Source organism: Bacillus sp. SH5-2 (genome assembly GCF_008368905.1).
Lineage (GTDB): Bacteria > Bacillota > Bacilli > Bacillales > Bacillaceae_G > Bacillus_A > Bacillus_A luti.
Genome location: NZ_QOSD01000017.1, coordinates 14,266 through 37,424, shown reverse-complemented (window position 1 = coordinate 37,424; position 23,159 = coordinate 14,266). Strand labels below are relative to the sequence as shown.

Genomic DNA, 23,159 nt, shown 5'->3' with positions numbered 1-23,159 from the left:
TTTTTAATATAAAAATGAAAAATAAAACATGATTCATGTTGAGAAAAATATGTCTGATAATTATTTTTTACGGATGCAAAGAGGCTGCCTACATAGTAGACAGCCTTTAAAATATTAACCTTTATGATATTTGTACATCCAAAGAAGACCAGATTTTAATAATCTCGGTACACGCCCCATTAATGGTTGATTTGCTAGTAAACCAAATCCGTGCTTTTTACCGAGAGAACCGAGAACACCTTTTAATTTTATAACAGGTAGTTCATCAGGAAGTGGCTCATTATTCCAACGTTTTAATAATATTTGGACAATTTGCTCTCCTTGACCTTCAGCAAGCTGAGCAGATGGTGCATGTGGAAGTGCTGCACAATCTCCTACAACGTAAACGTGCTCGTTATTTGGAATATTGTGATATTTTGTTAAAACAACCCGTCCGCTACCATCTTGTTCAACTGGAAGGTTTCGAACAACTTCATTTGCTTGAATACCAGCTGTCCAGACGATTGCATCACATTCAAGTGGTTCATCGTGGTTGTACACAATATTCGGTTCTACTTTTGTAATGTTAGAGTTTCTTATAATGTTAACGTTATGCTTTACAAACCATTCTTCTACATATCTACTTAATTTCTCTGGATATGGGAATAAAATTCTATCTTTTCGATCAAATAAATAGATTTTTAAATCAGAACGGCTTTCGCGAAGTTCACTTGCTACTTCAACGCCACTTAAGCCAGCACCAACAACAGCAACTGTTGCATTCGGTTCTAGGCTATTTAATTGTTCATATGTCTTACGTGTTTGTTCAATCGATTGTAGACTGTGTGTATATTCCTTTGCACCAGGAACGTTATGATATTTATCTTCACAGCCAAGTCCAATAATTAAATCATCATATTGGATTGCTTCGCCGCCATCAAGATGAACAGCTTTTTCTTCGAGATCAATATTTGTTATTGTGCCGTATTGAATATTAAGGCGTGGGTGCTCAGGAAACGGTATGCGAATATGCGTTTCTGAAATTGTACCCGCTACTAATGCATAATATTCAGTTTTGAAACAATGGTATGGTACTTTGTCGATTAATGTCACTTGTACATCATCCGGAAGTTGGTTGCTTGGAAGTAGCCGTTGCAGAATTCTCATTCCACCGTAGCCGCCACCTAGTATTACGAGGTGTTTCATGATGGATTACCCCTTTTCTGTTGAAATATCCCCTAATCCTAAAATTTTATATTAATAAAATATTTCGACTTTACTCAATCAAATTATATCGAATTTGTGAACAAATAACAATGCATGAATGAATACTCTGTTGTACAATAAGAAGAAAAGTAAAGTAAACTGTTTTCTTTCTTTAGTTACTATTTCATTGTGAGGGGCGAAAAGCGCCGTCGTGAATATATTTATATAGAGAAAAATATTTACTTTGAAGTAAAACAGTGAAGGAATTGAATAGTTTAATAAGTGTAACGAAAACAACGAGAAACAGCTTAGTTTTCTTCTTATAGATGTCAGAAGGTAATTTGTTTTGTAGTACAGGGGGGAGAATTTTGATTAAACCATTAATTGAATTTTGTGTAGGTAACCTTGCAAGTGGTTCGCAAGCAGCTTTAGAGAAATTAGAAAAAGATCCTAATTTAGATGTAATGGAATATGGTTGTTTAGGATATTGTGGTATTTGTTTTGAAGGCCCATTTGCACTTGTGAATGGTGAAGTTGTACAAGGTGCGACAGTAGAAGAACTTGTAAATAATGTATATGATTATTTGGATGAAAATCCAATGTTTTAAGGTGTTGCGAATGAGCAGCGCCTTTTTCATTTTATTTTAGATAAAACGTTATTTTGGAGGGTAGTTTAATACTATAGATAAATAAAAAAAGGCCCTTTTAGAAGGGCTTTTTTCTTACACACTGTGTGTGTAAGAGTGGCTCATCGCCAAACGTTGTCAAATATGAGAAACGGGGGACATTCATATTGTGTTCTAAAAGCATGCATTCTATACTTAAAATAACAAATTATTTTTGGAGTGAATATAAATGAGCCAATTTTCTTTTACAAAAATGCATGGTCTTGGCAATAGTTATATATATGTAAATATGTTTGAAGAACAAATTCCTGAAGAAGAGTTAGCTCTTGTGGCGGAAAAGGTTTCAAATATTAATACTGGTATTGGAGCAGACGGGATGATTTTAATTTGCCCTTCAGACGTAGCTCCGGTGAAAATGCGCATGTTTAATAATGATGGTTCTGAAGGAAAGAGTTGTGGTAACGGTTTACGCTGCGTAGCGAAATATGCGTATGAGCATAAACTAGTAGAAGAAACAGTTTTCACAATTGAAACGTTAGCTGGCATTGTAACGGCGGAAGTAACAGTAGAAGATGGTGTCGTGACATTAGCGAAAATCGATATGGGAGCACCGCGTCTAACACGTGCAGAAATACCGATGCTTGGCGAAGGTGAAACGCCATTTATTCGTGAAAACTTCTTATATAATAATCATCGTTATGCATTTACAGCTGTTTCAATGGGAAACCCGCATGCGGTTATTTTGGTTGAGGATGTAGAACAAGCACCTCTTACAACACTTGGTCCAGTTCTTGAGACACATGAAATGTTCCCAGAGCGAGTGAACGTTGAATTTATCGAGATTTTGAATGAAGAAGAGATGAACTTCCGTGTTTGGGAACGAGGATCTGGTGTAACGCAAGCTTGCGGAACAGGGGCATGTGCGGCGGTGGTAGCTGCTATTTTGAATGGAAAGATGGAACGTGGTAAAGAAATTACCGTTCATTTAGCTGGCGGAGACTTAATGATTGCGTGGACTGAAGAAGGAAACGTGTTGATGAAAGGACCTGCGGAAGTAATTTGCCGCGGAGTGTATGAGTACAAGATAGAAGCGTAAAGATGTATAATGGACTAAGAACAGAAAGGAAGGTGTATTTCATGATTGAAGTAACAGAACAAGCAGCTTTTCAAATTAAAGATATGTTAAAAGATGCTGAAGATGGAGAGAAGTATGTGCGCCTTGCTGTACACGGCGGCGGATGTAGCGGTCTTTCTTACGGCTTAGGATTTGAAGTAGAACCAAAAGAAGACGACACAGTTCTTGAATTTTTCGGTGTTGAATTTGTTATCGATACAGAAAGTGCTCCCATTGTTAAAGGAGTAAAAATTGATTATAAACAATCTATGCTTGGCGGCGGATTCACAATCGATAATCCAAACGCAATCGCATCATGCGGATGTGGATCATCTTTCCGTACAGCATCGAATGCTGGTAAACCAGAAGAGTGCTAAGGTTTTAGCCGAAATAGAAAAAGACCTTTTTAGCGATTTTATTCCATCGCTAAAAAGGTCTTTTATTTTGCCGTAAAAGCCCAATTGGTGAGGGCTGATTAAAGTTTCACTTTATCTTTGCATAGATGCAAGTATCAGTTAGTTGTTTGCCGTCAGCTGAAAAATCTTCATTACGTAATATCCCTTCAAGTTCAAAGTCTAGTTTTTCAGGGATTGCACGACTTTTCGTGTTATTACATTCACATCGGATTTCAATCCTTCTAAATTTGAATAACTGAAATCCAAGGTTTGTTAACGCACTTACTGTTTCTGTCATATAGCCACTGCCACTAAATTGCGTGTTAACCCAGTATCCAATTTCACATTTAGAAACCTTCCAATTAATTCGGTGAAGGCTAGCTGTTCCAACAAAATCATTCGTCTCCTTATGGTAGATAAGATAGCGAAAGCTTTCTCTTTTCAAAAAATCTATATGCGCATTTCTCAGGAGGATTTCCGTTTCTTTAACAGTAGGAATGGACTGGAATAAAGACAACCATTGCTTTAATTCATGAATTGAATCTTTAATAGCTTCATGTACTACATTCCCTTCACCTGCTTGGAGTGGTGCTCGAAGAATGAGTCGGTCTGTTTCTATTTGTAACGGAACATCTAATAAAATAGGATCCATAGTATTTCCCCTCTCGAAAACTGTAAATTAGGACAGAATGAAACGTATGTAAAAAAACTTTCGCTCAAAAGTTAGAAAACAATAAATATATATTCACTTCATCATTTAGAAATCCCTTTTCACATATCGAGAACGAAACTACCAGTTGGTACAAAAAATAGCCGCCGAAGTAGCTTTAAGTTGTTCAACTCATGCATTATTATTTATTTATTTATTTGAGCTTCTTTTAAAGTTATCTTTTTTCCAGTTATAATTGAAAGGTAGAAAGAGGAGATATATGCTGGAGGATATTTTTGAATTTGTAGTGAAGTACGTTATAGGTCCTATTCTTAGATTTATAAGATACCTTGTGATAGATATTATAATAGAATGCATAATAGAAGGCGTAATAAACTGTATAAGGAAATTACGTGATAAAATCCGTGACAAGTGGCGAAACTGACGTGAAAGACGTTATTGGCGGTAATAGATACATGAAAAATTGGCAGTAAAGAGATAGAGGATAAAAAGCCTTAAGGGGGATGATTAATTCATTTCCTTTAAGGCTTTTATAATGAAGTAGCAGCTCATCCGAATTTAGAATCGGTACTGTCATTCCAATTGGTGATGGGATGACAGTTTCTAGAGTGAAGAAATAATTATTATCTTACAAAAGTGTAATGTTCATGTCATGTTTTTGAATTTCTTCTTTAAGCTTTGGGCTTTAAGATAAGAATATAAGAAAAAACATATGAGGTGAAGGAAATGAAAAGATACATTGCACTATTTAGTATTTTAGTTGTATTTGCAAGTCTGTTAGTTGGTTGTGATTTAAACCGTATGGGGAAAGATGAGTACTATGTTCAAATTACAGTAGATGGAAAAGAGTATAATGGTAAAGCTGATAATGGTCAGCCTTATAAGGATTACCAATATAAACTAATCGGATTTGATAAAGAAGGTAAAGAAAAAGAATTAGAATTTACTGCACAAAAAAACTTACGCAAAGATGCATTCTTACGTGTATATCACTCAGATAAAAAAGGTGTATCAGCTTGGGAAGAAGTAAAGAAAGACGAGCTTCCAGCGAAAGTGAAAGAAAAATTAAATGTGAAATAAGATAGATAAAGAGGAATTGACGAACAGGGTCAATTCCTTTTTTGATTTTCAAAATCCTCTTCTGAAATAACTTTAAATCCATGTCTTTTGAATAAAGCTGTTGTTACCCCATAACCAATTTGTTTATTCCCGTTAAATTCGCCAGTGTAAATCGTAGAACTACCACAAGATGGGCTGCGTTCTTTCAAAATAATATATTCTGGGTGTAAATTTTTAATTTGTTCTAGCGCTTTATAAGCACCACTCACGAAAGATTCTGTGACATCTTCACCGTCTTTTGTCATCACTTTCGCTTTTCCATCCAAAACGTCATCGCCATTCCCGCCAATAATTTCGGCTGAGGGACGAGGTGTTTGCAATCCTCCTAATACTTCCGGACAAATGAGGACTGTATCTTCTTGTTGCAAAAGCTCCTCTATTTTTGAAACGAGATTGTCATTGCCGTCATACCGACAAGCGATACCACCTAAACAAGCGCTAATTACGATCATATTTTCATCTCCAGTAAAAAAATATTAATTGTCACGCAAAATTCCCTTCCTGCCTCTTACTTATATATGAGGTGATAAAAATGGGAAGCTTATATAATTTAATGAAACCATACAGTGAATTTCAAAGTAAAGAAGAGTTCAATACATATCAAAAACAAGTTTTGAAGTGCTACCGATTTCAATTAAATAAAACTGATTCTATCATTATTCATTTTTTAGGAAAGTATGCGGTGAATGAGAAACAAAAAACGGTGGGGGTCGCTTGTCCGTTAATGGAGACGATTGCGACGAATGTTGGAAAGAGTATTCGTACAGTACGCCGTTCAATTGCAAAGCTAGAGGAACTAGGAATTATAAAGCGTGTTGCAACAAAAGAGAGACATAAGCGCGGCGGTTATAGTGCGAATTTATATGTATTTCTTACTTCTGCAATTGACCGCATGGATGACCGTATGAAAATGTCCGCATGTGAAAGTGAGAATCGTGCAGCGGGCTGTAGCGGAAAGGAGCAAAAAAGTGAGGGGGAAACAATTCTTTCTAAAAACATTCCACAAATAAAAGAGAAAAGAAAAGGAACGTACGAGCTTGATGAAACGTATTGTCGTCACGATATACCGAAGCCTTTTATATATGCACTGGTGCCAATGACGAGTAATCCGAAGAAGATTAACATACTTTGGAGTAAGGTGGAGCTTGCGTATAAAAAGAGTGGACTACTAGAGCAAGGGGTTTTACTAGATCAAATATTAGCTGATGAAGAAGTGTATGGAAATTTCATTTGGCGCGTGAAAAGTGTAGTGAGGGCAGATAAATATGGGGAAATTCGTAAAGACATTGGAGCACTTTTATATAGTACGGTGCGGGATTTATTTTTAGAGGTTGGATTAGAGTGGGGAGCTGCATTAAGGAGAAGTAAGGGGATATCGCTGTTTGATCCATTTGAAAAAGAGCCATGCGTATAACACATGACTCTAATTAGCTAATCGAACTTTCTTACAACTGGAACACGAATCGCTACAAATAGTACGAAGACAATAACCGCGATTGCACCACTTTTCATAACGGTTACGATTGGAATTCCTATTGCAAGCGCAATGGATGTGAATGCATAAGAGAGCGGAATAAAGCCCATGGATGATAGCATAAGCAAACTCATTACGCGTCCCATCATTTCTTCCTTTACTGTCGATTGAATCATAGCCATAAGCGGAACAATCGCCATTGCGATTGTAATACCGTAAAACATGCCGGCTAATAATGCTTGCCACAGTACGGTGCTAAAGTTGATGGATAAGAAGAATACACCAGACAGTAGCATCATGATAATGCAAAATAATCCGCGTCTACGATTAATATTTTTTAATCCGACAATGACAGCGCCTATTGCCATTCCACCGCCTACAGATGCTTCTAAGTAACTGAACTGGAGCGAGTCACCGTGCAGCACGTTTTTGACAAAGAGCGGGAAACCGACTTGCATCGGGCCGATTAAAAATAAGTTTAGAAAGGCGCTACAAATAAGGAAAGTGGAAAGGAATGGTGATTCCTTTACGTATAAGATTCCTTCTTTTATAGAAGTGAACATGCCTTTGTCTGTATTTTGCTGTTCTGGCACTGTAAATTGTATTTTTTGAACGAGTATGGCTGCGACGATTAGCAGCAAAATCGTGATCGAAAAGATTGTTTCATAGTTCGTAAATTTAATAAGAATACCGCCAAGTACAGGGCCTAAGATGACCGATGCTTGGTTTGTCATTTGTGTAAGTGAATTTGCTTGTGTTAAACGGCTTTTTTCTACTAGTTCTGGCAAAATTGATCCGTCTGCGGACCAGAAGAAAGCGTCAGCTAGTCCAAAGAATAAAGCGAATAAAGCAAATGTATATAGTGTTACATCACCAACGATAAACCATGTGAGAATGGTTGCGACAAGAATCGCTCGAATAATGTTGGAGTAAAACATAATATTTTTTTTCGGGAATTTATCAGCTACAGCGCCGCCGACAATCATAAAAATAAGCCTTGGAACACTAAGGGCTACGAAAACAACACCGAGTGAAGCTTCAAGGTTTAATGTTTTTGCTATGTACCACGTTTGTGAAAATGTAAAAAAGGCTAAAGCAAAACTTGAAAAAAGAGTAGCTGCCCAAAGAAAAAGGAAATTCGTATTTTTTAATAACGGTTTCGCATTTTCTTCTAAAGCAGATTTATTTTGTTGTAGTTCCTCCATATTGCTTCCTTTCTATGTGACAAATTTAAACTAAAAAATCTGTTAACAATCGTTTTGTCCCGCGTTAACGGATAGTAAAACCCCGAGTGGGTATAGTTTCACTTTATACAGTTTCTAATATTTCTATACTGCACTTTCTCATTGTAGACAATAATGTTGGATTTGCACAGTGGCTATTTAACGACAAAAAAAGATGCCGAAAGGGCATCTTTTTTTAAACTAGCGCAATATAAATATCCAATTGTACATTATTTGGATCTAACGCTCTTTCATCATAAAGCTCAAAGTCTGTTGTAAAAGCGCGTTTATTTTCTTTCGACCATTGCCAAATGTATTCCCAAGCCTCGCAAACGACTTCAGCAACTGGCCCTTTTCTCGTTGTAAATACCGCGTATGTAGCGGCAGGTATTGTTAAAGATGTCATATTTTCAGGAACGTTTTCTAATGAAGAAACGGGCATACCGATTGTAAATTGATATGTACCAGTTTCATCTGATTCGTAATTTGAATAGAAAGCGAATGTTTCTTTCGTTTGTTGATTTGGGATGTGATGCATCATTTGTTCTTGGAAGTATCGGTTCCAAAGCCCGGGAATTTTTCCTTCAGTAGATGCCTCTATTTCATTTGTCGTCGTAATCGAAACGCCGATTGCTTGGAAAGCTTCTTTTTTTATGATGATAGGTTCTTTCATTTTAAAATATCCCCCTTATTAAATAGAACATTTGTTCTTGCTAATTGTAACATATTTTGGAAGGGAACGGTAGCGTAATAAAAAAAGAACTCCTTCGCATAAAAGGAGTTCTTTTCATTTCTATATTAAAACATACTTGAGCTATGCATCGGTTGAAGTTTTGCATTTGGATCGAAGTAAGCTTTTGCATTGTTTACTGCTGTCGGTGCTTCACCGAAGCCGCAAGCAATGAGTTTTACTTTTCCTTCATATGTACAAATGTCACCAGCAGCATAAATGCCAGGAATATTTGTTTCCATTTTCGAGTTAACGAGAATGCTGTTTTTTTGAATATCTAAGCCCCAGTTTTTAATTGGACCAAGAGAAGAAACGAAGCCGTAGTTTACAATTACGTCATCCACATCAATGATAACTTTTTCTTCAGTTTTTACGTGTTGAAGAACGACTTGTTCAATGTTGTCATCACCAATGAGTTCAACTGGAACATACGGTGTACTTACTTCTGCGCGAGAATTCATTAAGTTTTCGACGCTATGTTCATGTGCACGGAATTTATCACGGCGATGAACGATTGTAACTTTGTCAGCGATTGGTTCTAACATCATTGTCCAGTCTACCGCTGAGTCGCCGCCACCAAATACTACGACACGCTTGCCAGCAAATTTATTCATATCATCAACAAAGTAATGTAAGTTTTTCTTTTCATATTTTGCTGTACCTTCTAATTCTAAGCGGCGTGGTTGGAAAGCACCATTGCCAGCAGTAATAATAACTGATTTGGAATAGTGCGTTTGTTTATTCGTAACAAGTTTAAATATACCGTCAGCTTGTTTTTCAAGGGTATCAACAGCTTCTTCTAAGCAAACGGTTGGATCAAATTTCTTCATTTGCTCTTTTAAGTTATCAACTAATTCTTGTGCACGCACTTTTGGGAATCCAGCTACATCATAAATGTATTTTTCAGGGTAGAGTGCGGATAATTGTCCTCCAAGCTGAGGTAAGCTTTCAATGATTTTTACACTTGCTTGTCTCATACCGCCATAAAATGCTGTGAATAGTCCTGTTGGACCGCCACCAATAATTGTTATGTCGTAAACTTTTTGATTTTCTGCCACTTTCATTCCCCCTATAGATGGAATTTTGATATTGATTTCATATATTGTTCATATGTACACGAAAATCCTGCAAATGATGACACTTTCAAATAAATGATAGCATATTTGAGTTCATAATACTTCTGAAAACGACTGAATTGTGTGTAAGTTTTCGCATAGATGTTTTTTACATTGTATAAAATATAGGGAAAGGAAAATACATGAAAAAAAGGCTGAAAAACCCTTGAAAACGCTATGTTATTTTAAAATATTGATAATTCTCCAGATGCTTGAATTCTGTAATAAAACCGACTAATATAGGGAAGTATTATGTTAAATTTCTATGACAAAATTCGTACGATTTTTTGACTGCGTTTTGTTACGATATAGAATGTGATAAATTCCACATTCTTGACAAATAGAGTTTTTAGTACTTGGTATTATTTTTATTACTATTATATAAAGAAAAGGGTTGTGATTTGGTGAAGACTCCAAAAATCGTAGTTTTAGGTGCAGGTTATGGCGGGATGATTACGACTGTTCGTCTGCAAAAAGCATTATCTGTAAATGAAGCTGAAATTACGTTAGTAAACAACAACAGCTATCACTACCAAGCGACTTGGTTACACGAGAGCGCAGCTGGTACATTACAAGATGAAAAAATCTGTCTAGATATTCAAGACGTTATCGATACAAATAAAGTGAACTTTGTACAAGATACAGTAGTAGAAATTAAAGCTGCTGAAAAACGTATTATCTTACAAAATGGCGAATTAGAGTATGATTACTTAGTAATCGGTCTTGGTTTCGAGTCAGAAACATTCGGTATTGCAGGATTAAAAGAGCATGCATTCTCAATTGCTAACATTAATGCAACTCGTCAAATTCGTGAGCATATGGAAGCTAGTTTCGCTAAGTATGCAACTGAACAACGCGATGAGTTAGTAACAATCGTTGTTGGTGGTGCTGGATTTACTGGTATCGAGTACGTAGGTGAGCTTGCAAACCGCGTTCCTGAACTTTGCAAAGAGTACAATGTACCACGTGAAAAAGCACGTATCATCTGTGTAGAAGCTGCTCCAACAGCACTTCCAGGTTTTGATCCAGCATTAGTAGAATATGCTGTGAAACAACTTGAGAAAAAAGGCGTAGAATTCCGCATCGGTACAGCAATTAAAGAAGGAACTGAAGAAGGTATTATCGTTGCAAACGGCGATGATACTGAATTAATTAAGTCTGAAACAGTAGTTTGGGCTGCAGGTGTTCGTGGTAATGGTATTGTGGAAGAGTCTGGCTTTGAAGCAATGCGCGGCCGCGTTAAAGTTGATGAGTACATGCACGCTCCAGGATACGAAGATGTATTCATGGTTGGTGATGCAGCGTTAATCATTAACGAGGAAATTAACCGTCCATACCCACCAACAGCACAAATTGCAATTCAACAAGGCTACAACATTGCACACAACTTAACTGTGTTAGTTCGTGGCAAAGGCGAAATGAAAAAATTCGCATTCGACAATAAAGGATCTGTATGTTCTTTAGGTCATGACGATGCAATGGGCGTTGTTATGGGTAAAAAGTTAACAGGTTGGAAAGCTTCCTTCATGAAGAAAGTTATCGATAACCGTTACCTATTCTTATTAGGTGGACCTTTATTAGTTCTTAAAAAAGGTAAATTGAAGTTATTTTAATATATAGTAGAAGAAAGCAGAAACGGCTATCAGCTGTTTCTGCTTTTTTCGTATTAAAAATATAGTATAATATATAAAAAGAAAGAATATTCTGTCCGTTCTAGTAGAGGAGGGTATTACATCATGGAGAAGCGAGGGAAAGTGTGGTTAGCTGTCAGTGGCCTAGTAGCTACAAAAGATGGCAGATGGCTGTTCGTTAAGAAAAAATATAGTGGATTAAAGGGGAAATGGTCTTTACCGGCTGGTTTTGTAAATGAAGGTGAGACGGTTGATGAAGCTGTGAAACGCGAAGTGTTAGAAGAGACAGGTATTGTCGCTCACGTGAAGGGGATCATTGGTGTTCGATCGGGTGTTATTCGTAATGAGATTAGTGATAATATGATTATTTTTCTTTTGGAGCCTGAAGGGGAAGATATTATTGTACAGGAGAAGGAATTGTCTGAAGTAGCGTTTTTACATCCAGATACGATTGCGGACGATCCAAATACGTCTGTGCTTATTACATATTTGTTAGAAAGAAAATCAGAATTACATCTTGAAATGGACAAAACATTAAATCCAGGAGAGCAGTTTGGTTATACGGCCTATCACGTATTTACGGCGCATGCGAAGGAGAGGGAGAAAGAGTGAGTATACCGGTACTACTTATTTCAATGATGCTATTTTTTATTTTGTTTTTTGGAATTGGATTTTTACTCAACATGATATTGCGAGCTACATGGGTAATGGTTATTGTGTATCCGATTGTTTGTATGCTCATTATTAATAAAGCGAGTGTGTGGGATTATTTTTCAAAGCCGAAAGAAACATTTTCTTCATTTGGGACAAGTGTATCGCATTTAGGACAAGCAGATGTATTTATTTTATCTACGGGGTTAGTAGGGGCTGCTTTAGCGGGAATCGTAATTAAGAAACTTCGGAAAAGTGGATATCAAATGTTTTAATCTCCAATTCACTTGGAGATTTTTTTTTGCATATTCTTTCATCGTATAGGGAATGATTAACGATGAAGGAGTGTGGAATATAAAAATGCTAAAACGATATTGTATTCGCATTATGATGACTTGTTTACTTGTATCCGCATTATGCGTAACATGGAATGCTTTCACAGGAGTTTCTTTATTAGAGATTGTAAAGAAATATGAGGGAACGAGTGCAAAAGAAGTACATGCAGCAGAAGTTAAGAGAAATGTTGCTCCGAGTAAAGAAGTGATAAATGCTTTAGAGCAGGCAAATGACTGGTCTAAATATCGTTCAATTGAAATGACTGCAACAGGTTATACGTCGGGAATTGAGTCGACTGGTAAGAGGCCGGGACATCCGGAGTATGGTATTACATATTCAGGTGTTAAGGTGAAAAGGGATTTATATTCCACGATCGCTGCGGACTTACGCGTATTCCCAATTGGAACGATTCTATTCGTACCAGGTTATGGGTATGGTGTAGTGGCTGATAAGGGCGGTGCAATAAAAGGAAACCGTCTTGATCTGTATTATGATACGGTGAAAGATGTTTATAGCCAATGGGGTAAGAAAAAAGTAAATGTGTATGTAGTTAAGGTAGGAAATGGTAAGTTTACAGAAGAAGAGTTGACGATGTTAAATCAAGATGAAACGATGCAAGTGTTTCGCGGACAATATTTAAAGCAAAGATAGTCTAGTGGTAATAACGCTAGACTTTTTTATTTTATAATAGAAGAAATGGCAGAAAGATGGATTGTGTAGGATGTAATAGAAGTTAGAATTGTCGCATTTTATCGAAAATAAAGTTATAATAAAGGTAGAGTAGAGAAATTTAGGGGGTCTGAACATGTTTCAAGTACAAAAAGAATTAGCAGGTCATGAAGCGGTAATTGTTGCTTTATTTGAGGAAGATACAACGAGTAGTTTTGTACAAGAATTGGATAAAGCGTTTGAAGGACAATTACAAGTTTTATTAGAAGAAAAAGAACTTTCTACGAAGAAAAAAGCTATTTCAAAAGTACATAGTTTAGGGAAAACAAATGTGAAACGTTATTATTTCGTCGGCTTAGGTAAGAAGGAGTCTTACACCACAGAAACGTTACGTGCGGCTCTTGGTAAGGCGTTTAAAACACTGCAAGCAGCAAAAGTACAAGATGCAGCAATCTTACTAGATTCTTTCGTAACAGAGAAATTGGATGCGATTGATGTAGCTCATATTGCGGCAGAAGTACAGGGTCTTGGTACATATGAATTACAAACGTATAAAACAGATAAAAAGGATCGTGTAGAGCTAGAGAAGTTCACGGCTATTACAGCGGAAGATGCACAAGAAATTGAAGCGGCATTAACGGTTGGCTACGTACATGGACGTGCAACAAATTCAGCTCGTACACTTGTAAATATGCCGCCAAACGTATTAACAGCGACGAAACTTGCTGAGTATGCTGTTGAATTAGCGGAAAAATATGATATGGATTATAAGGTTCTTGAGAAAGAAGAGATGGAAGATCTTGGTATGGGTGCGTTACTTGCAGTAAACCAAGGTTCTACTGAGCCACCGAAAATGATTGCTCTTATTTATAAAGGAAAAGAAGAGTGGACAGATGTAATTGGATTCGTTGGAAAAGGAATTACATACGATACAGGTGGTTATTCTTTAAAACCGCGTGAAGGCATGGTTGGTATGAAAGGTGATATGGGCGGCGCAGCTTCTGTTTTAGGCGCGATGGAGATTATCGGAGAACTTCGCCCAGAGCAAAACGTGATCGCTGTTATTCCTTCAACTGATAACGTTGTAAGTGGTACAGCATTTAAGCCAGACGATGTGATTACATCTATGAGCGGAAAAACAATTGAAGTATTAAATACAGATGCAGAAGGTCGCCTAGCGTTAGCTGATGGTATTACGTACGCGAAAAAACTTGGTGCAAACTACCTTATTGATGTTGCAACATTAACAGGTGGTGTAATTGTTGCACTTGGAAATCATACGACAGGCGCAATGACAAATAATGAAGAACTATTTGAACAAGTGTTAGAAGCTTCAATGGAAACGGATGAGCCAATTTGGCAATTACCGATTTTTGACCGTGATAAAGAACGTGTGAGAAATAGTAAATTTGCTGATTTAAATAACTCACCAGGTCGTGAAGGACATGCAGTGATGGCGGGTACATTCCTAGGTGAATTTGCAGAAGATACACCATGGGTACATTTAGATATCGCTGGAACATCTGAAACAACAGGTGCGCATGATTTAGGACCAGCCGGTGCAACAGGTGCAATGGTACGTACACTGGCAACACTTGTTGACCGTTTTGGAGAAGAATAATTTTTTGAAGAAAAGGCTGTCTCAAATGTTGGAGACAGCCTTTTCTTTTTTGTATAAATGGATTTATTCTACATTTTCATTCGTCTTATAAAGAAATCGTATATAAGGTCCCATTTAAAGCAAATGAAGTGCGACCTGTTTCTTCAGAGACAACTAATATAAGTGCATCGCTTTGTTCTGATAAGCCAATTGCAGCTCTATGACGTGTTCCTAGTTCAGGATCAACTTCTGTGCTTTTCGTTAATGGAAGAATATTAGCAGCTGAAACAATATGATTATTTTTAACGAGAACGGCTCCGTCATGGAGAGGGTTACCTGGATAAAAAATCGATTCGAGCAGTGGTGCGGTTAAATGAGCATTTAATGTTGTTCCAGTTTGAATACAAGATTCAAGTGTCTCGTTTCGTTCCACAACAATAAGAGCACCATGTTTTCTGGCACTTAAATGTTGGACAGCTGTTGTAATGAACTGTGAGCTTTCTGTATAAGGTGATAAATAAGCTTGAATATAGTATGTAGCTGCCAGTGTTTGTACATTTGCTAACATATGATGAATATCTTCCATCTTGCACAAAATACATTCATCTTCTTTATCAATTGCTTTTCTCATAATTGATAATTCTTTTTCAGCAATTTCAATCATTTGCTTTGTTTGTATTTTGAGCTCTTCTGACAAGCCCCATTCTTGCATAATCCTCATTCCCTTTAGTGGAGTATTTAATCATAGTGTATACAAATATTCCTAGTAAAATCCTGTTAGATTGTAAAAAATATTGAGATACAGGTTGTTTTTTTCATATAATAAAGGTATGACAAGCGAGAGGAGATAGAAGTATGAACTGGAAACAAGAATTTAGTCGCTGGCTTTCATATGCAGAGTTAGACGCAGAATTAAAAGAACAGCTAGAAAACATGAAACAAGATGAGAAGAAAATTGAGGATAGCTTTTATAAAAATCTAGAGTTTGGTACAGGTGGTATGCGTGGTGAACTTGGTGCTGGGACGAACCGTTTAAATGTATATACAGTTCGTAAAGCAACACAAGGATTAGCGAAGTTTATTGAAAAATTAGGTGAAGAAGCGAAGAAGCGCGGTGTTGTTGTAGCGTATGATTCTCGTCATAAATCACCTGAATTTGCAATGGAAGTAGCTGCTACACTTGGTGCACACGGTATTACAACATATGTGTTTGAAAGCTTACGTCCAACGCCAGTGCTTTCTTTCGCAGTTCGTCATTTACATACAGTGAGTGGAATCGTTCTTACGGCAAGCCATAATCCGCCTGAATATAACGGTTATAAAGTATACGGTGAAGATGGTGGGCAGTTGCCTCCAAAAGAAGCTGATGAATTAATTAGCTACGTAGACGCAGTAGAAGATGAATTAACAGTTGAGGTTGCTGATGTGGAGCAATTAAAAGCTGACGGTTTATTACATATCATTGGACAAGAAGTAGATGATGCATATGCTGCAGAATTGAACAATGTCATTATTAATAAAGAAATGGTGCAAAAGGTTGGTAAAGATTTAAAAATCGTCTTTACACCATTACACGGAACATCAAATATTTCTGTACGCCGTGGTTTAGAAGAAGTTGGATTTACAGATGTAACAGTTGTAAAAGAGCAAGAGTTACCAGATCCGAACTTCTCTACAGTAAAATCACCAAACCCAGAAGAACATGCTGCTTTTGAGTATGCGATTCGTGACGGTGAAAAAATTGGAGCTGATGTGTTAATCGCAACGGATCCTGACGCAGACCGCCTTGGTGTAGCAGTTCGTAATCATGATGGTGAGTTCCAAGTATTAACTGGAAACCAAACAGGTGCATTAATGCTAGATTACTTATTGTCTCAAAAGAAAGAAAACGGAACACTTCCAGAGAACGGTGTTGTATTAAAAACAATCGTAACGTCTGAAATTGGTCGTACAATTGCAAAAGCCTACGGTTTAGACACAGTTGATACGTTAACTGGATTTAAATTTATCGGTGAGAAAATTAAACAGTATGAAGAAAGCGGACAATATGAATTCCAATTCGGTTATGAAGAAAGCTATGGTTATTTAATCCGTCCATTCTGCCGTGATAAAGATGCAGTACAATCTGTTCTATTTGCATGTGAAGTAGCTGCATACTACAAAGCACAAGGCAAAACGTTATACGACGGTCTATTAGAAGTATTTGAGAAGTACGGTTTCTTCCGTGAAGATCTTGTATCGTTAACGTTAAAAGGAAAAGACGGAGCGGAACAAATTCAAGAGATGATGGCAACATTCCGTGAAAATCCTCCGAAGGAAGTAGCTGGCTTAACAGTCGTAGCAGTTGAAGATTATAAAGCAAGCATCGTCACATCTTTACAAGATGGACATAAAGAAGAGATTCACTTACCGAAATCAAATGTGTTAAAATATCAATTAGAGGACGGTTCTTGGTTCTGCTTACGTCCATCTGGAACAGAACCGAAAATCAAGTTCTACTTTGGTGTACAAGATAATTCTTTACAAAATAGTGAACAAAAGTTACTTACTATTAAAGAAGATATTATGAATCGTTTATAATATAAAGTAATTTTAAGTAGTAGGGAACAAAAGGGAGCGAAATCTCCCTTTTGTTCTATGTAAGGAAATGATCGTTATTGATTCTGACAGAAGAGAGGGTATTTTGTGATGAAAAAAGTAAGAAAAGCCATAATCCCAGCAGCGGGATTAGGAACACGTTTTTTACCAGCAACAAAAGCAATGCCAAAAGAAATGTTGCCGATAGTAGATAAACCAACTATCCAATACATCGTAGAAGAAGCAATACAATCAGGAATCGAAGATATTATTATCGTTACTGGTAAAACTAAGCGCTCTATTGAAGATCATTTTGATAATGCATTTGAGTTAGAGCAAAACTTATTAGAAAAGAAAAAGTATGAGTTACTTGAAAAAGTACAGGCTTCTTCAAAAATGGTAGACATTCATTATATTCGTCAAAAAGAACCAAGAGGATTAGGACACGCTGTTTGGTGTGCACGTAAATTCATCGGTGATGAGCCATTTGCTGTTTTATTAGGTGATGATATCGTTCAAGCTGAAAAACCATGTTTACGTCAATTAATCGAAGAATATGATAAAACGCTTTCTTCTGTTATTGGTGTACAAACGGTTCCAGAAGATGAAACACACCGTTACGGAATTATTGATCCGTTAGAGCAAGAAGGACGTCGTTACCAAGTTCGTAATTTCGTTGAGAAACCAGCAGCAGGTACAGCACCTTCAAACTTAGCAATTATGGGACGTTACGTTTTAACGCCTGAAATTTTCATGTTCTTAGAACAGCAAAATGTCGGCGCTGGCGGTGAAATTCAGTTAACAGATGCAATCCAAAACTTAAATGAAATTCAACGTGTATTTGCTTACGATTTCGAAGGGAAACGCTACGACGTAGGTGAAAAGTTAGGATTCGTTCAAACGACAATTGAAATGGCCTTGCAACACCCAGAATTACGTGGTGACATGGTTACAATGATGCAGAAAATTTTAGCAGAACATACGAATCAAGAGTCTTAATATAAAAAAGAGTTATCTCAGTATACTGAGATAACTCTTTTTTTTTGCTATTTTGCCGGGCAGCCCAATTGGTGAGGACTGATGAAAGTATTATGAAATCGTCGAATGAGAATGCTGATAAGCGGAACGGCGTACAGCATAATATATGCGAGGTGCAATAATAGCACCGATAATTGTGAAGACAATATCCTTTACTGCAAACCACATCATAATCATCCAAGCTGTTTTATAGCTCATATTACCGCCCATAAAGAGATTGACCGCCCCGTACATGTAAGTAGTACCGATAATATAAGTTAAAATAATTCCTGTGAAAGAGGCAATCGCAAATGTACGGAATGTTGGTCTTTCTTTTTGTTCTACTAATTTTCCTGATACGTAAGCAACGATAATAAATGCGATAATAAAACCACCAGTAGGGTCTAAAAGTGCCCCGAAGCCAGCTTTGAAGTTAGCGAAGATTGGTGCGCCGGCTACGCCAACGAGCATATATACCGTCATTGATAATGCCCCAAGTCTACTTCCAAGAAGAAGTCCTGCTAAAATCGCGAAAAATGGTTGCATAGATAATGGGACGCCCGCTACTTGTAAGAATGGTGCCCAAGATACAATATTTGCACCGATGGCCATAAGAGCAACGAACATGGCAGCTAATGCTAAATCTAAAACGTGAAATCTTCTCATAATGTTAACCTCCTGTTGTTTTTAGGTTAACATTATCGTAGCGAAACTATTTACTTGTTGTCAATCAAAATATTTTGATAAGAAGGCTTAATGTAGTCTCTTAGCAACGTGTATGGAATACGAAATTGCGGAATTCCACTTGAATAAGGAGCAATCTCATATAAAGGGAAATAAACGACGAGATTGCTCGGTTCTAAAAAGAAGTGGAACTTTTTCGTGCTCATTACCTTTTCAGTTGCATCAGGAAAATAAATGCTTTCATTTTGTTTAATTTGTCTTACAATCTCTGCACGGACTACTTCTTTGTATTTATCTTCTTGTTGAAATAAATCGTCTAAGTGTAGTAATTTTTTTTCGTTTAAATCAAATGTGTTTGCTTTCCACGTATAAAGACCGTGTGCTCCGCCTGTATATTGATAGTAATTCACATATAAGCTGAGAAAAGGTGGTTTATTTAAAGAAACTTTATAGTCAACATTTGCTATGTACGGATGAAATGGAGTACTAGATCCTTCTGTTTCTGTATAATATTTTTTTGCGTCTTTTTCTAATTTGTTTTTAAACTTATCCGTAGATTTTTTGTAATAGAAATTGAGCTTCTGTTGAAATTTAGAGTCGGAAAAGTTGTGAAAAGAAGGTCTGTTAATTTGATATTCTATATAAGGTTTCTTACCTTTTTGCGTGACAGTCTTCACATCGATTGTCAGGTTGGATGCTTTGGCTGCTAGTGTACAATTTGGTACAATAGTCAGCAAGGAGAACATGAGCAGCAGTATACAAAATTTCTGTTTCATTTAGGTGAAACCTCCTTATATAAGTGTTATAGGTAGTTTGAAAATAAATAGGTAAAATTATACATTTAATTAAATCGAGAGAAGGGGGAAACGAGATGGCAAAAACTTTAATGGATTCGCTTGGAATTGAGTTGTTAGAGATGACAGAAGAAAAGGTGGTTGCTACGATGCCCGTTGATGAGCGTACGCATCAGCCATTTGGATTTTTACACGGGGGTGCATCACTTGCATTAGCGGAAACAGTGGCAAGTGTCGGTTCATACAATTTAATTGATCAAGAGAAATGTATTTGTTTCGGTTTAGAAATTAATGCAAATCATATTCGTTCAAAGCAAGATGGAATTGTAACAGCAATCGGGACACCAATACATAGAGGGAATTCAACGATGGTTTGGGATATTCGTATCATTGATGAAAATGATGACTTATTATGTATTTCAAGATGTACAGTAGCAATTAAAGAAAAACGTGAAAAATAGAAAAGAGGCCGCTCAATAGAGCGGCCTCTTTTTTATAATTAGAACTGGATTTTCTTCTCTAAGAAACCTTTTAGTTCGCTAATTGGCATACGAACTTGTTCCATTGTGTCACGGTCACGTACTGTAACAGCTTTGTCTTCAACAGAGTCGAAGTCGTATGTGATACAGAATGGAGTACCGATTTCGTCTTGACGACGGTAACGTTTACCGATAGAACCAGTCTCGTCAAAGTCTACCATGAAGTCTTTAGCTAGTTCTGCGAATACTTCAGTAGCACCTTCAGATAGCTTTTTAGATAATGGTAAGATTGCTGCTTTATATGGTGCTAAAGCAGGGTGGAAACGAAGAACTGTACGAGAGTCGTTCTCTAATTGCTCTTCTTCATATGCATCACATAAGAATGCTAATGTTACACGGTCTGCACCTAAAGATGGTTCGATGCAGTATGGTACGTAACGCTCATTCGTTTGTGGATCGATATAGTTAAAGTCTTCGTTAGAGTGTTCCATGTGACGTTTTAAATCGAAGTCTGTACGAGATGCTACGCCCCAAAGTTCGCCCCAACCGAATGGGAATTTGAACTCAATATCAGTTGTTGCGTTACTGTAGTGAGATAATTCTTCTTCACCGTGGTCACGAAGACGCATGCTTTCTTCGTGCATACCAAGTGAAAGTAACCAGTTCTTACAAGTTTCACGCCAGAATGCGAACCACTCTAAATCTTCACCAGGCTTACAGAAGAATTCAAGCTCCATTTGTTCGAATTCACGTGTACGGAATGTGAAGTTACCAGGCGTGATTTCGTTACGGAAACTCTTACCGATTTGGCCAATACCAAATGGAAGTTTTTTACGCATAGAGCGTTGTACGTTTTTAAAGTTTACGAAAATACCTTGTGCTGTTTCAGGACGAAGGAAGATTTCGTTTGTGCTAGACTCTGTAACACCTTGGAATGTTTTGAACATTAAGTTGAACTGACGGATTTCAGTGAATTCTTCGCTACCGCAATCAGGACATTTTACTTCATGTTCTTTCATTAAGTCAGCCATTTGGTCGAAAGTAAGACCGTCAACAACCATTTCGATACCTTTTGCATCTAATGCATCTTCAATTAATTTGTCAGCGCGGTGACGAGCTTTACATTTTTTACAGTCGATCATTGGATCGTTGAAGTTACCAACGTGACCAGAAGCGATCCAAGTTTTTGGGTTCATTAAAATAGCTGCGTCTAAACCAACGTTGTGTGGAGATTCTTGAATGAATTTTTTCCACCAAGCTTTTTTAACGTTATTTTTTAATTCGATTCCAAGTGGACCGTAATCCCAAGTGTTTGCAAGACCACCGTAAATTTCAGAACCAGGAAAAACAAAACCGCGATGTTTCGCTAAGTTTACAACTTGTTCCATTGAATACATAAGAAAATCCTCCTTTTGAAAGTTAACGTATTGGCGATGAAGTGCTCAGGTAACTTGTGAGACGCGCAGTATATGCTTTGAAAAACATAAAAAAACGCTCATCCCAAGGCTTAATTGCCTAGGGACGAGCGTTTGCCCGCGGTTCCACCCTAGTTGATACACAAAAGGGTGCATCCACTTTATCACGTATTGCTCGAGACTGCCGTTTCCTTGCGGCTTCAGGCTTTCACTATCCCTGAATCGCTTTTTGTGCAAGTACTTATAAGTCCGTCATCGCTACTTATATTAATAATAATGAACATATTCTAACACGTTCTTTTTTAAATCTCAATAGAGGAACGCGTCTATCTATGATAGAGTCTCGCCTATTTTTTCGTTATTTATTCCGTAATTTTGTTTAATGTGCTTAATTGCTTCACGTTTACTGAGCGGAGCAAGCTCGTTATTTTGCACGTATTCCCATACTACATCTGGATTTGTTTTTGCATATTCACGAAGGACCCAGCCAATCGCTTTTTGAATGAAAAATTCTTTTGAAGAATGTAGTTGTCCAATAATCCAGAAAAGAAGTTCTTCATCCATCTTTTGTTTGTATTTCAGTTGGAACAAAATAGCTGCGCGTTGTAACCATATGTTGTCGGATGCAATCCATTTTGGAATATAGGCAGAAATTAATTCCGGATGTTTTAAAAAGATATTACCTAAAAATGTAGGAACGATGCTATCAACAGAATCCCACCAAGATTTCGTGACAATGAGTTCTTCCAAGAAGGGGATATGTGTTTCGTTTATATGCTTTTTATATTTTTGCATAATATCAAGAGCGGCTGCTTGAAATTCACGCTCTGGTAAGTCCCAAAGTTCACGTATGATAATTTGGAGGTCTTTTTGATTTGGGAGAGTATGTATTTGAATGACGTCTTTTAATAATTGTCTTCTCTCGGGAGTTTGAATACCGAGAAACGGGAAGTGGTTTTTCATATAACGTGCCATTGGTTCTGCTTTTTCAGGATTTTGATGAGCTGTAAAATGCTCTTGTAATGCTTTTACAAATGGATGCATAAGTGTTTCTCCTCTCTTATTATCTTTCTCTTATCATTATACAGAGAGTTTGGTTAATTTTTAAAACATAACTTGCAGTGTAATGAAATATGTTGAAAGTAGAGAGGAGAGGATAAGATGGAAGATCAAGGCGTACTAGCAGGTTTCTTTGCTCTTAGTTTTGCATTTATTCTTGTTATATTAATTTGGGCAATTATTGCGTATTTGTTAACGGCGTTTGCACTGTATACGATGGCGAAAAATGATGGTGCAACGGATGGTGTTCTTGCTTTTATTCCTTTTGTAAATAGTAAGATATGGGGCGATTTAGCGAAAGACAAATTACCTGATTTCTTGAAAGAAGAAGCAGGATGGAAAGTATTCGGCATATATGTCGCATGTTTCATTTTTAATTTCGTACCAATTCTATATTTAATAGCAACAGCTGTATCACTTGTATTATCTATTTATCTCATTTACGCTATTTTAGCTAGATATGGAACGAATGCAATCTTATTTACGATTATTCATACCATCACATTCTCGGTGTTCTTGCCGATTCACTTGTTCATTATTCGAAATGAGCCGGTGAGGTATAATGAGTAGTATATGTAATATTTGAGACAGAAAAA

At 37.0% G+C, this 23,159-nt stretch carries 25 protein-coding genes; 14 read left to right on the top strand and 11 right to left on the bottom strand.

Features of this window, described 5'->3' with window-relative positions:
* Nucleotides 1-114 precede the first annotated feature (114 nt).
* Complete coding sequence (locus tag DN410_RS12590) at nucleotides 115-1,185, bottom strand: NAD(P)/FAD-dependent oxidoreductase (RefSeq protein ID WP_149176772.1); 1,071 nt, start codon at nucleotides 1,183-1,185, stop codon at nucleotides 115-117.
* A 368-nt stretch (nucleotides 1,186-1,553) separates the two neighbouring features.
* Here DN410_RS12590 and DN410_RS12585 point away from each other — a divergent pair, with 368 nt between their 5' ends.
* The 3 genes from DN410_RS12585 to DN410_RS12575 all read left to right on the top strand — a co-directional run bounded on the left by DN410_RS12585 (nucleotide 1,554) and on the right by DN410_RS12575 (nucleotide 3,302).
* Nucleotides 1,554-1,793: a YuzB family protein gene (locus DN410_RS12585; RefSeq protein ID WP_000595025.1), complete on the top strand. Its 240-nt coding sequence runs from the start codon at nucleotides 1,554-1,556 to the stop codon at nucleotides 1,791-1,793.
* Nucleotides 1,794-2,040: 247 nt separating this feature from the next.
* A complete protein-coding gene (gene dapF, locus DN410_RS12580; RefSeq protein WP_149176771.1) occupies nucleotides 2,041-2,907 on the top strand; it encodes a diaminopimelate epimerase in 867 nt (288 codons plus the stop codon).
* A gap of 41 nt (nucleotides 2,908-2,948) precedes the next feature.
* Entirely contained in the window at nucleotides 2,949-3,302 is a 354-nt protein-coding gene (locus tag DN410_RS12575) for a HesB/IscA family protein (RefSeq protein ID WP_000573825.1), read from the top strand.
* 106 nt (nucleotides 3,303-3,408) lie between these two features.
* Here the strand turns inward: DN410_RS12575 and DN410_RS12570 are convergent, their stop codons facing one another.
* Nucleotides 3,409-3,972: a GNAT family N-acetyltransferase gene (locus DN410_RS12570; protein WP_149176770.1), complete on the bottom strand. Its 564-nt coding sequence runs from the start codon at nucleotides 3,970-3,972 to the stop codon at nucleotides 3,409-3,411.
* 744 nt (nucleotides 3,973-4,716) lie between these two features.
* On the opposite strand from DN410_RS12570, the gene DN410_RS12565 reads away from it, so the two are divergent.
* A complete protein-coding gene (locus tag DN410_RS12565) occupies nucleotides 4,717-5,070 on the top strand; it encodes a YxeA family protein (protein ID WP_149176769.1) in 354 nt (117 codons plus the stop codon).
* 29 nt (nucleotides 5,071-5,099) lie between these two features.
* Here DN410_RS12565 and DN410_RS12560 read toward each other — a convergent pair whose 3' ends face one another.
* On the bottom strand, nucleotides 5,100-5,561 hold the full coding sequence (locus DN410_RS12560) for a 2-thiouracil desulfurase family protein (RefSeq protein WP_149176768.1): 462 nt from the start codon (nucleotides 5,559-5,561) through the stop codon (nucleotides 5,100-5,102).
* 80 nt (nucleotides 5,562-5,641) lie between these two features.
* Here DN410_RS12560 and DN410_RS12555 point away from each other — a divergent pair, with 80 nt between their 5' ends.
* The gene (locus DN410_RS12555) at nucleotides 5,642-6,523 is read left to right on the top strand and encodes a helix-turn-helix domain-containing protein (protein WP_149176767.1); all 882 of its coding nucleotides are present in this window, start codon (nucleotides 5,642-5,644) and stop codon (nucleotides 6,521-6,523) included.
* Nucleotides 6,524-6,540: 17 nt separating this feature from the next.
* Here the strand turns inward: DN410_RS12555 and DN410_RS12550 are convergent, their stop codons facing one another.
* The 3 genes from DN410_RS12550 to DN410_RS12540 form a co-directional block, all read right to left on the bottom strand.
* Nucleotides 6,541-7,788, bottom strand: a complete 1,248-nt coding sequence (locus tag DN410_RS12550; RefSeq protein WP_149176766.1) for an MFS transporter — start codon at nucleotides 7,786-7,788, stop codon at nucleotides 6,541-6,543.
* A 214-nt stretch (nucleotides 7,789-8,002) separates the two neighbouring features.
* Nucleotides 8,003-8,479 carry a GyrI-like domain-containing protein gene (locus DN410_RS12545; protein ID WP_149176765.1) on the bottom strand — a complete coding sequence of 159 codons (477 nt, stop codon included), beginning with the start codon at nucleotides 8,477-8,479 and terminating at the stop codon, nucleotides 8,003-8,005.
* Nucleotides 8,480-8,604: 125 nt separating this feature from the next.
* Nucleotides 8,605-9,594 carry an NAD(P)/FAD-dependent oxidoreductase gene (locus DN410_RS12540; RefSeq protein WP_149176764.1) on the bottom strand — a complete coding sequence of 330 codons (990 nt, stop codon included), beginning with the start codon at nucleotides 9,592-9,594 and terminating at the stop codon, nucleotides 8,605-8,607.
* A gap of 461 nt (nucleotides 9,595-10,055) precedes the next feature.
* On the opposite strand from DN410_RS12540, the gene DN410_RS12535 reads away from it, so the two are divergent.
* The 5 genes from DN410_RS12535 (at nucleotide 10,056) to pepA (ending at nucleotide 14,559) form a co-directional block, all read left to right on the top strand.
* Nucleotides 10,056-11,264 carry an NAD(P)/FAD-dependent oxidoreductase gene (locus tag DN410_RS12535; protein ID WP_149176763.1) on the top strand — a complete coding sequence of 403 codons (1,209 nt, stop codon included), beginning with the start codon at nucleotides 10,056-10,058 and terminating at the stop codon, nucleotides 11,262-11,264.
* 123 nt (nucleotides 11,265-11,387) lie between these two features.
* The gene (locus tag DN410_RS12530; RefSeq protein WP_149176762.1) at nucleotides 11,388-11,894 is read left to right on the top strand and encodes an NUDIX hydrolase; all 507 of its coding nucleotides are present in this window, start codon (nucleotides 11,388-11,390) and stop codon (nucleotides 11,892-11,894) included.
* Nucleotides 11,891-12,208, top strand: coding sequence for a YuiB family protein (locus DN410_RS12525; RefSeq protein WP_000027019.1), 318 nt, complete (start codon nucleotides 11,891-11,893; stop codon nucleotides 12,206-12,208). The genes DN410_RS12530 and DN410_RS12525 overlap by 4 nt, the downstream gene beginning before the upstream one ends.
* A gap of 85 nt (nucleotides 12,209-12,293) precedes the next feature.
* Complete coding sequence (locus DN410_RS12520; RefSeq protein ID WP_141439228.1) at nucleotides 12,294-12,920, top strand: 3D domain-containing protein; 627 nt, start codon at nucleotides 12,294-12,296, stop codon at nucleotides 12,918-12,920.
* Nucleotides 12,921-13,074: 154 nt separating this feature from the next.
* Complete coding sequence (gene pepA, locus DN410_RS12515; RefSeq protein ID WP_149176761.1) at nucleotides 13,075-14,559, top strand: cytosol aminopeptidase; 1,485 nt, start codon at nucleotides 13,075-13,077, stop codon at nucleotides 14,557-14,559.
* An 85-nt stretch (nucleotides 14,560-14,644) separates the two neighbouring features.
* Here pepA and cdaS read toward each other — a convergent pair whose 3' ends face one another.
* Nucleotides 14,645-15,250 (bottom strand): sporulation-specific diadenylate cyclase CdaS, encoded by a 606-nt coding sequence (gene cdaS / locus DN410_RS12510; RefSeq protein WP_149176760.1) that lies wholly within the window; start codon nucleotides 15,248-15,250, stop codon nucleotides 14,645-14,647.
* A gap of 143 nt (nucleotides 15,251-15,393) precedes the next feature.
* On the opposite strand from cdaS, the gene DN410_RS12505 reads away from it, so the two are divergent.
* Nucleotides 15,394-17,118: a phospho-sugar mutase gene (locus tag DN410_RS12505; RefSeq protein ID WP_149176759.1), complete on the top strand. Its 1,725-nt coding sequence runs from the start codon at nucleotides 15,394-15,396 to the stop codon at nucleotides 17,116-17,118.
* Nucleotides 17,119-17,226: 108 nt separating this feature from the next.
* A complete protein-coding gene (galU, locus tag DN410_RS12500; protein ID WP_000757814.1) occupies nucleotides 17,227-18,114 on the top strand; it encodes a UTP--glucose-1-phosphate uridylyltransferase GalU in 888 nt (295 codons plus the stop codon).
* A 90-nt stretch (nucleotides 18,115-18,204) separates the two neighbouring features.
* On the opposite strand, the gene DN410_RS12495 is transcribed toward galU, so the two are convergent.
* Together DN410_RS12495 and DN410_RS12490 are read right to left on the bottom strand one after the other, a co-directional pair.
* Nucleotides 18,205-18,798: a biotin transporter BioY gene (locus tag DN410_RS12495; protein ID WP_149176758.1), complete on the bottom strand. Its 594-nt coding sequence runs from the start codon at nucleotides 18,796-18,798 to the stop codon at nucleotides 18,205-18,207.
* A 50-nt stretch (nucleotides 18,799-18,848) separates the two neighbouring features.
* A complete protein-coding gene (locus DN410_RS12490; RefSeq protein ID WP_149176757.1) occupies nucleotides 18,849-19,592 on the bottom strand; it encodes a DUF3298 and DUF4163 domain-containing protein in 744 nt (247 codons plus the stop codon).
* A 95-nt stretch (nucleotides 19,593-19,687) separates the two neighbouring features.
* On the opposite strand from DN410_RS12490, the gene DN410_RS12485 reads away from it, so the two are divergent.
* Complete coding sequence (locus DN410_RS12485) at nucleotides 19,688-20,071, top strand: hotdog fold thioesterase (protein WP_001140615.1); 384 nt, start codon at nucleotides 19,688-19,690, stop codon at nucleotides 20,069-20,071.
* Nucleotides 20,072-20,109: 38 nt separating this feature from the next.
* Here the strand turns inward: DN410_RS12485 and DN410_RS12480 are convergent, their stop codons facing one another.
* Entirely contained in the window at nucleotides 20,110-21,486 is a 1,377-nt protein-coding gene (locus DN410_RS12480; protein ID WP_000287143.1) for a glycine--tRNA ligase, read from the bottom strand.
* Between the two features lie 348 nt (nucleotides 21,487-21,834).
* Nucleotides 21,835-22,548, bottom strand: coding sequence for a DNA alkylation repair protein (locus DN410_RS12475; RefSeq protein ID WP_149176756.1), 714 nt, complete (start codon nucleotides 22,546-22,548; stop codon nucleotides 21,835-21,837).
* 117 nt (nucleotides 22,549-22,665) lie between these two features.
* On the opposite strand from DN410_RS12475, the gene DN410_RS12470 reads away from it, so the two are divergent.
* Nucleotides 22,666-23,133, top strand: a complete 468-nt coding sequence (locus DN410_RS12470; RefSeq protein ID WP_149176755.1) for a hypothetical protein — start codon at nucleotides 22,666-22,668, stop codon at nucleotides 23,131-23,133.
* Nucleotides 23,134-23,159: the final 26 nt, after the last annotated feature.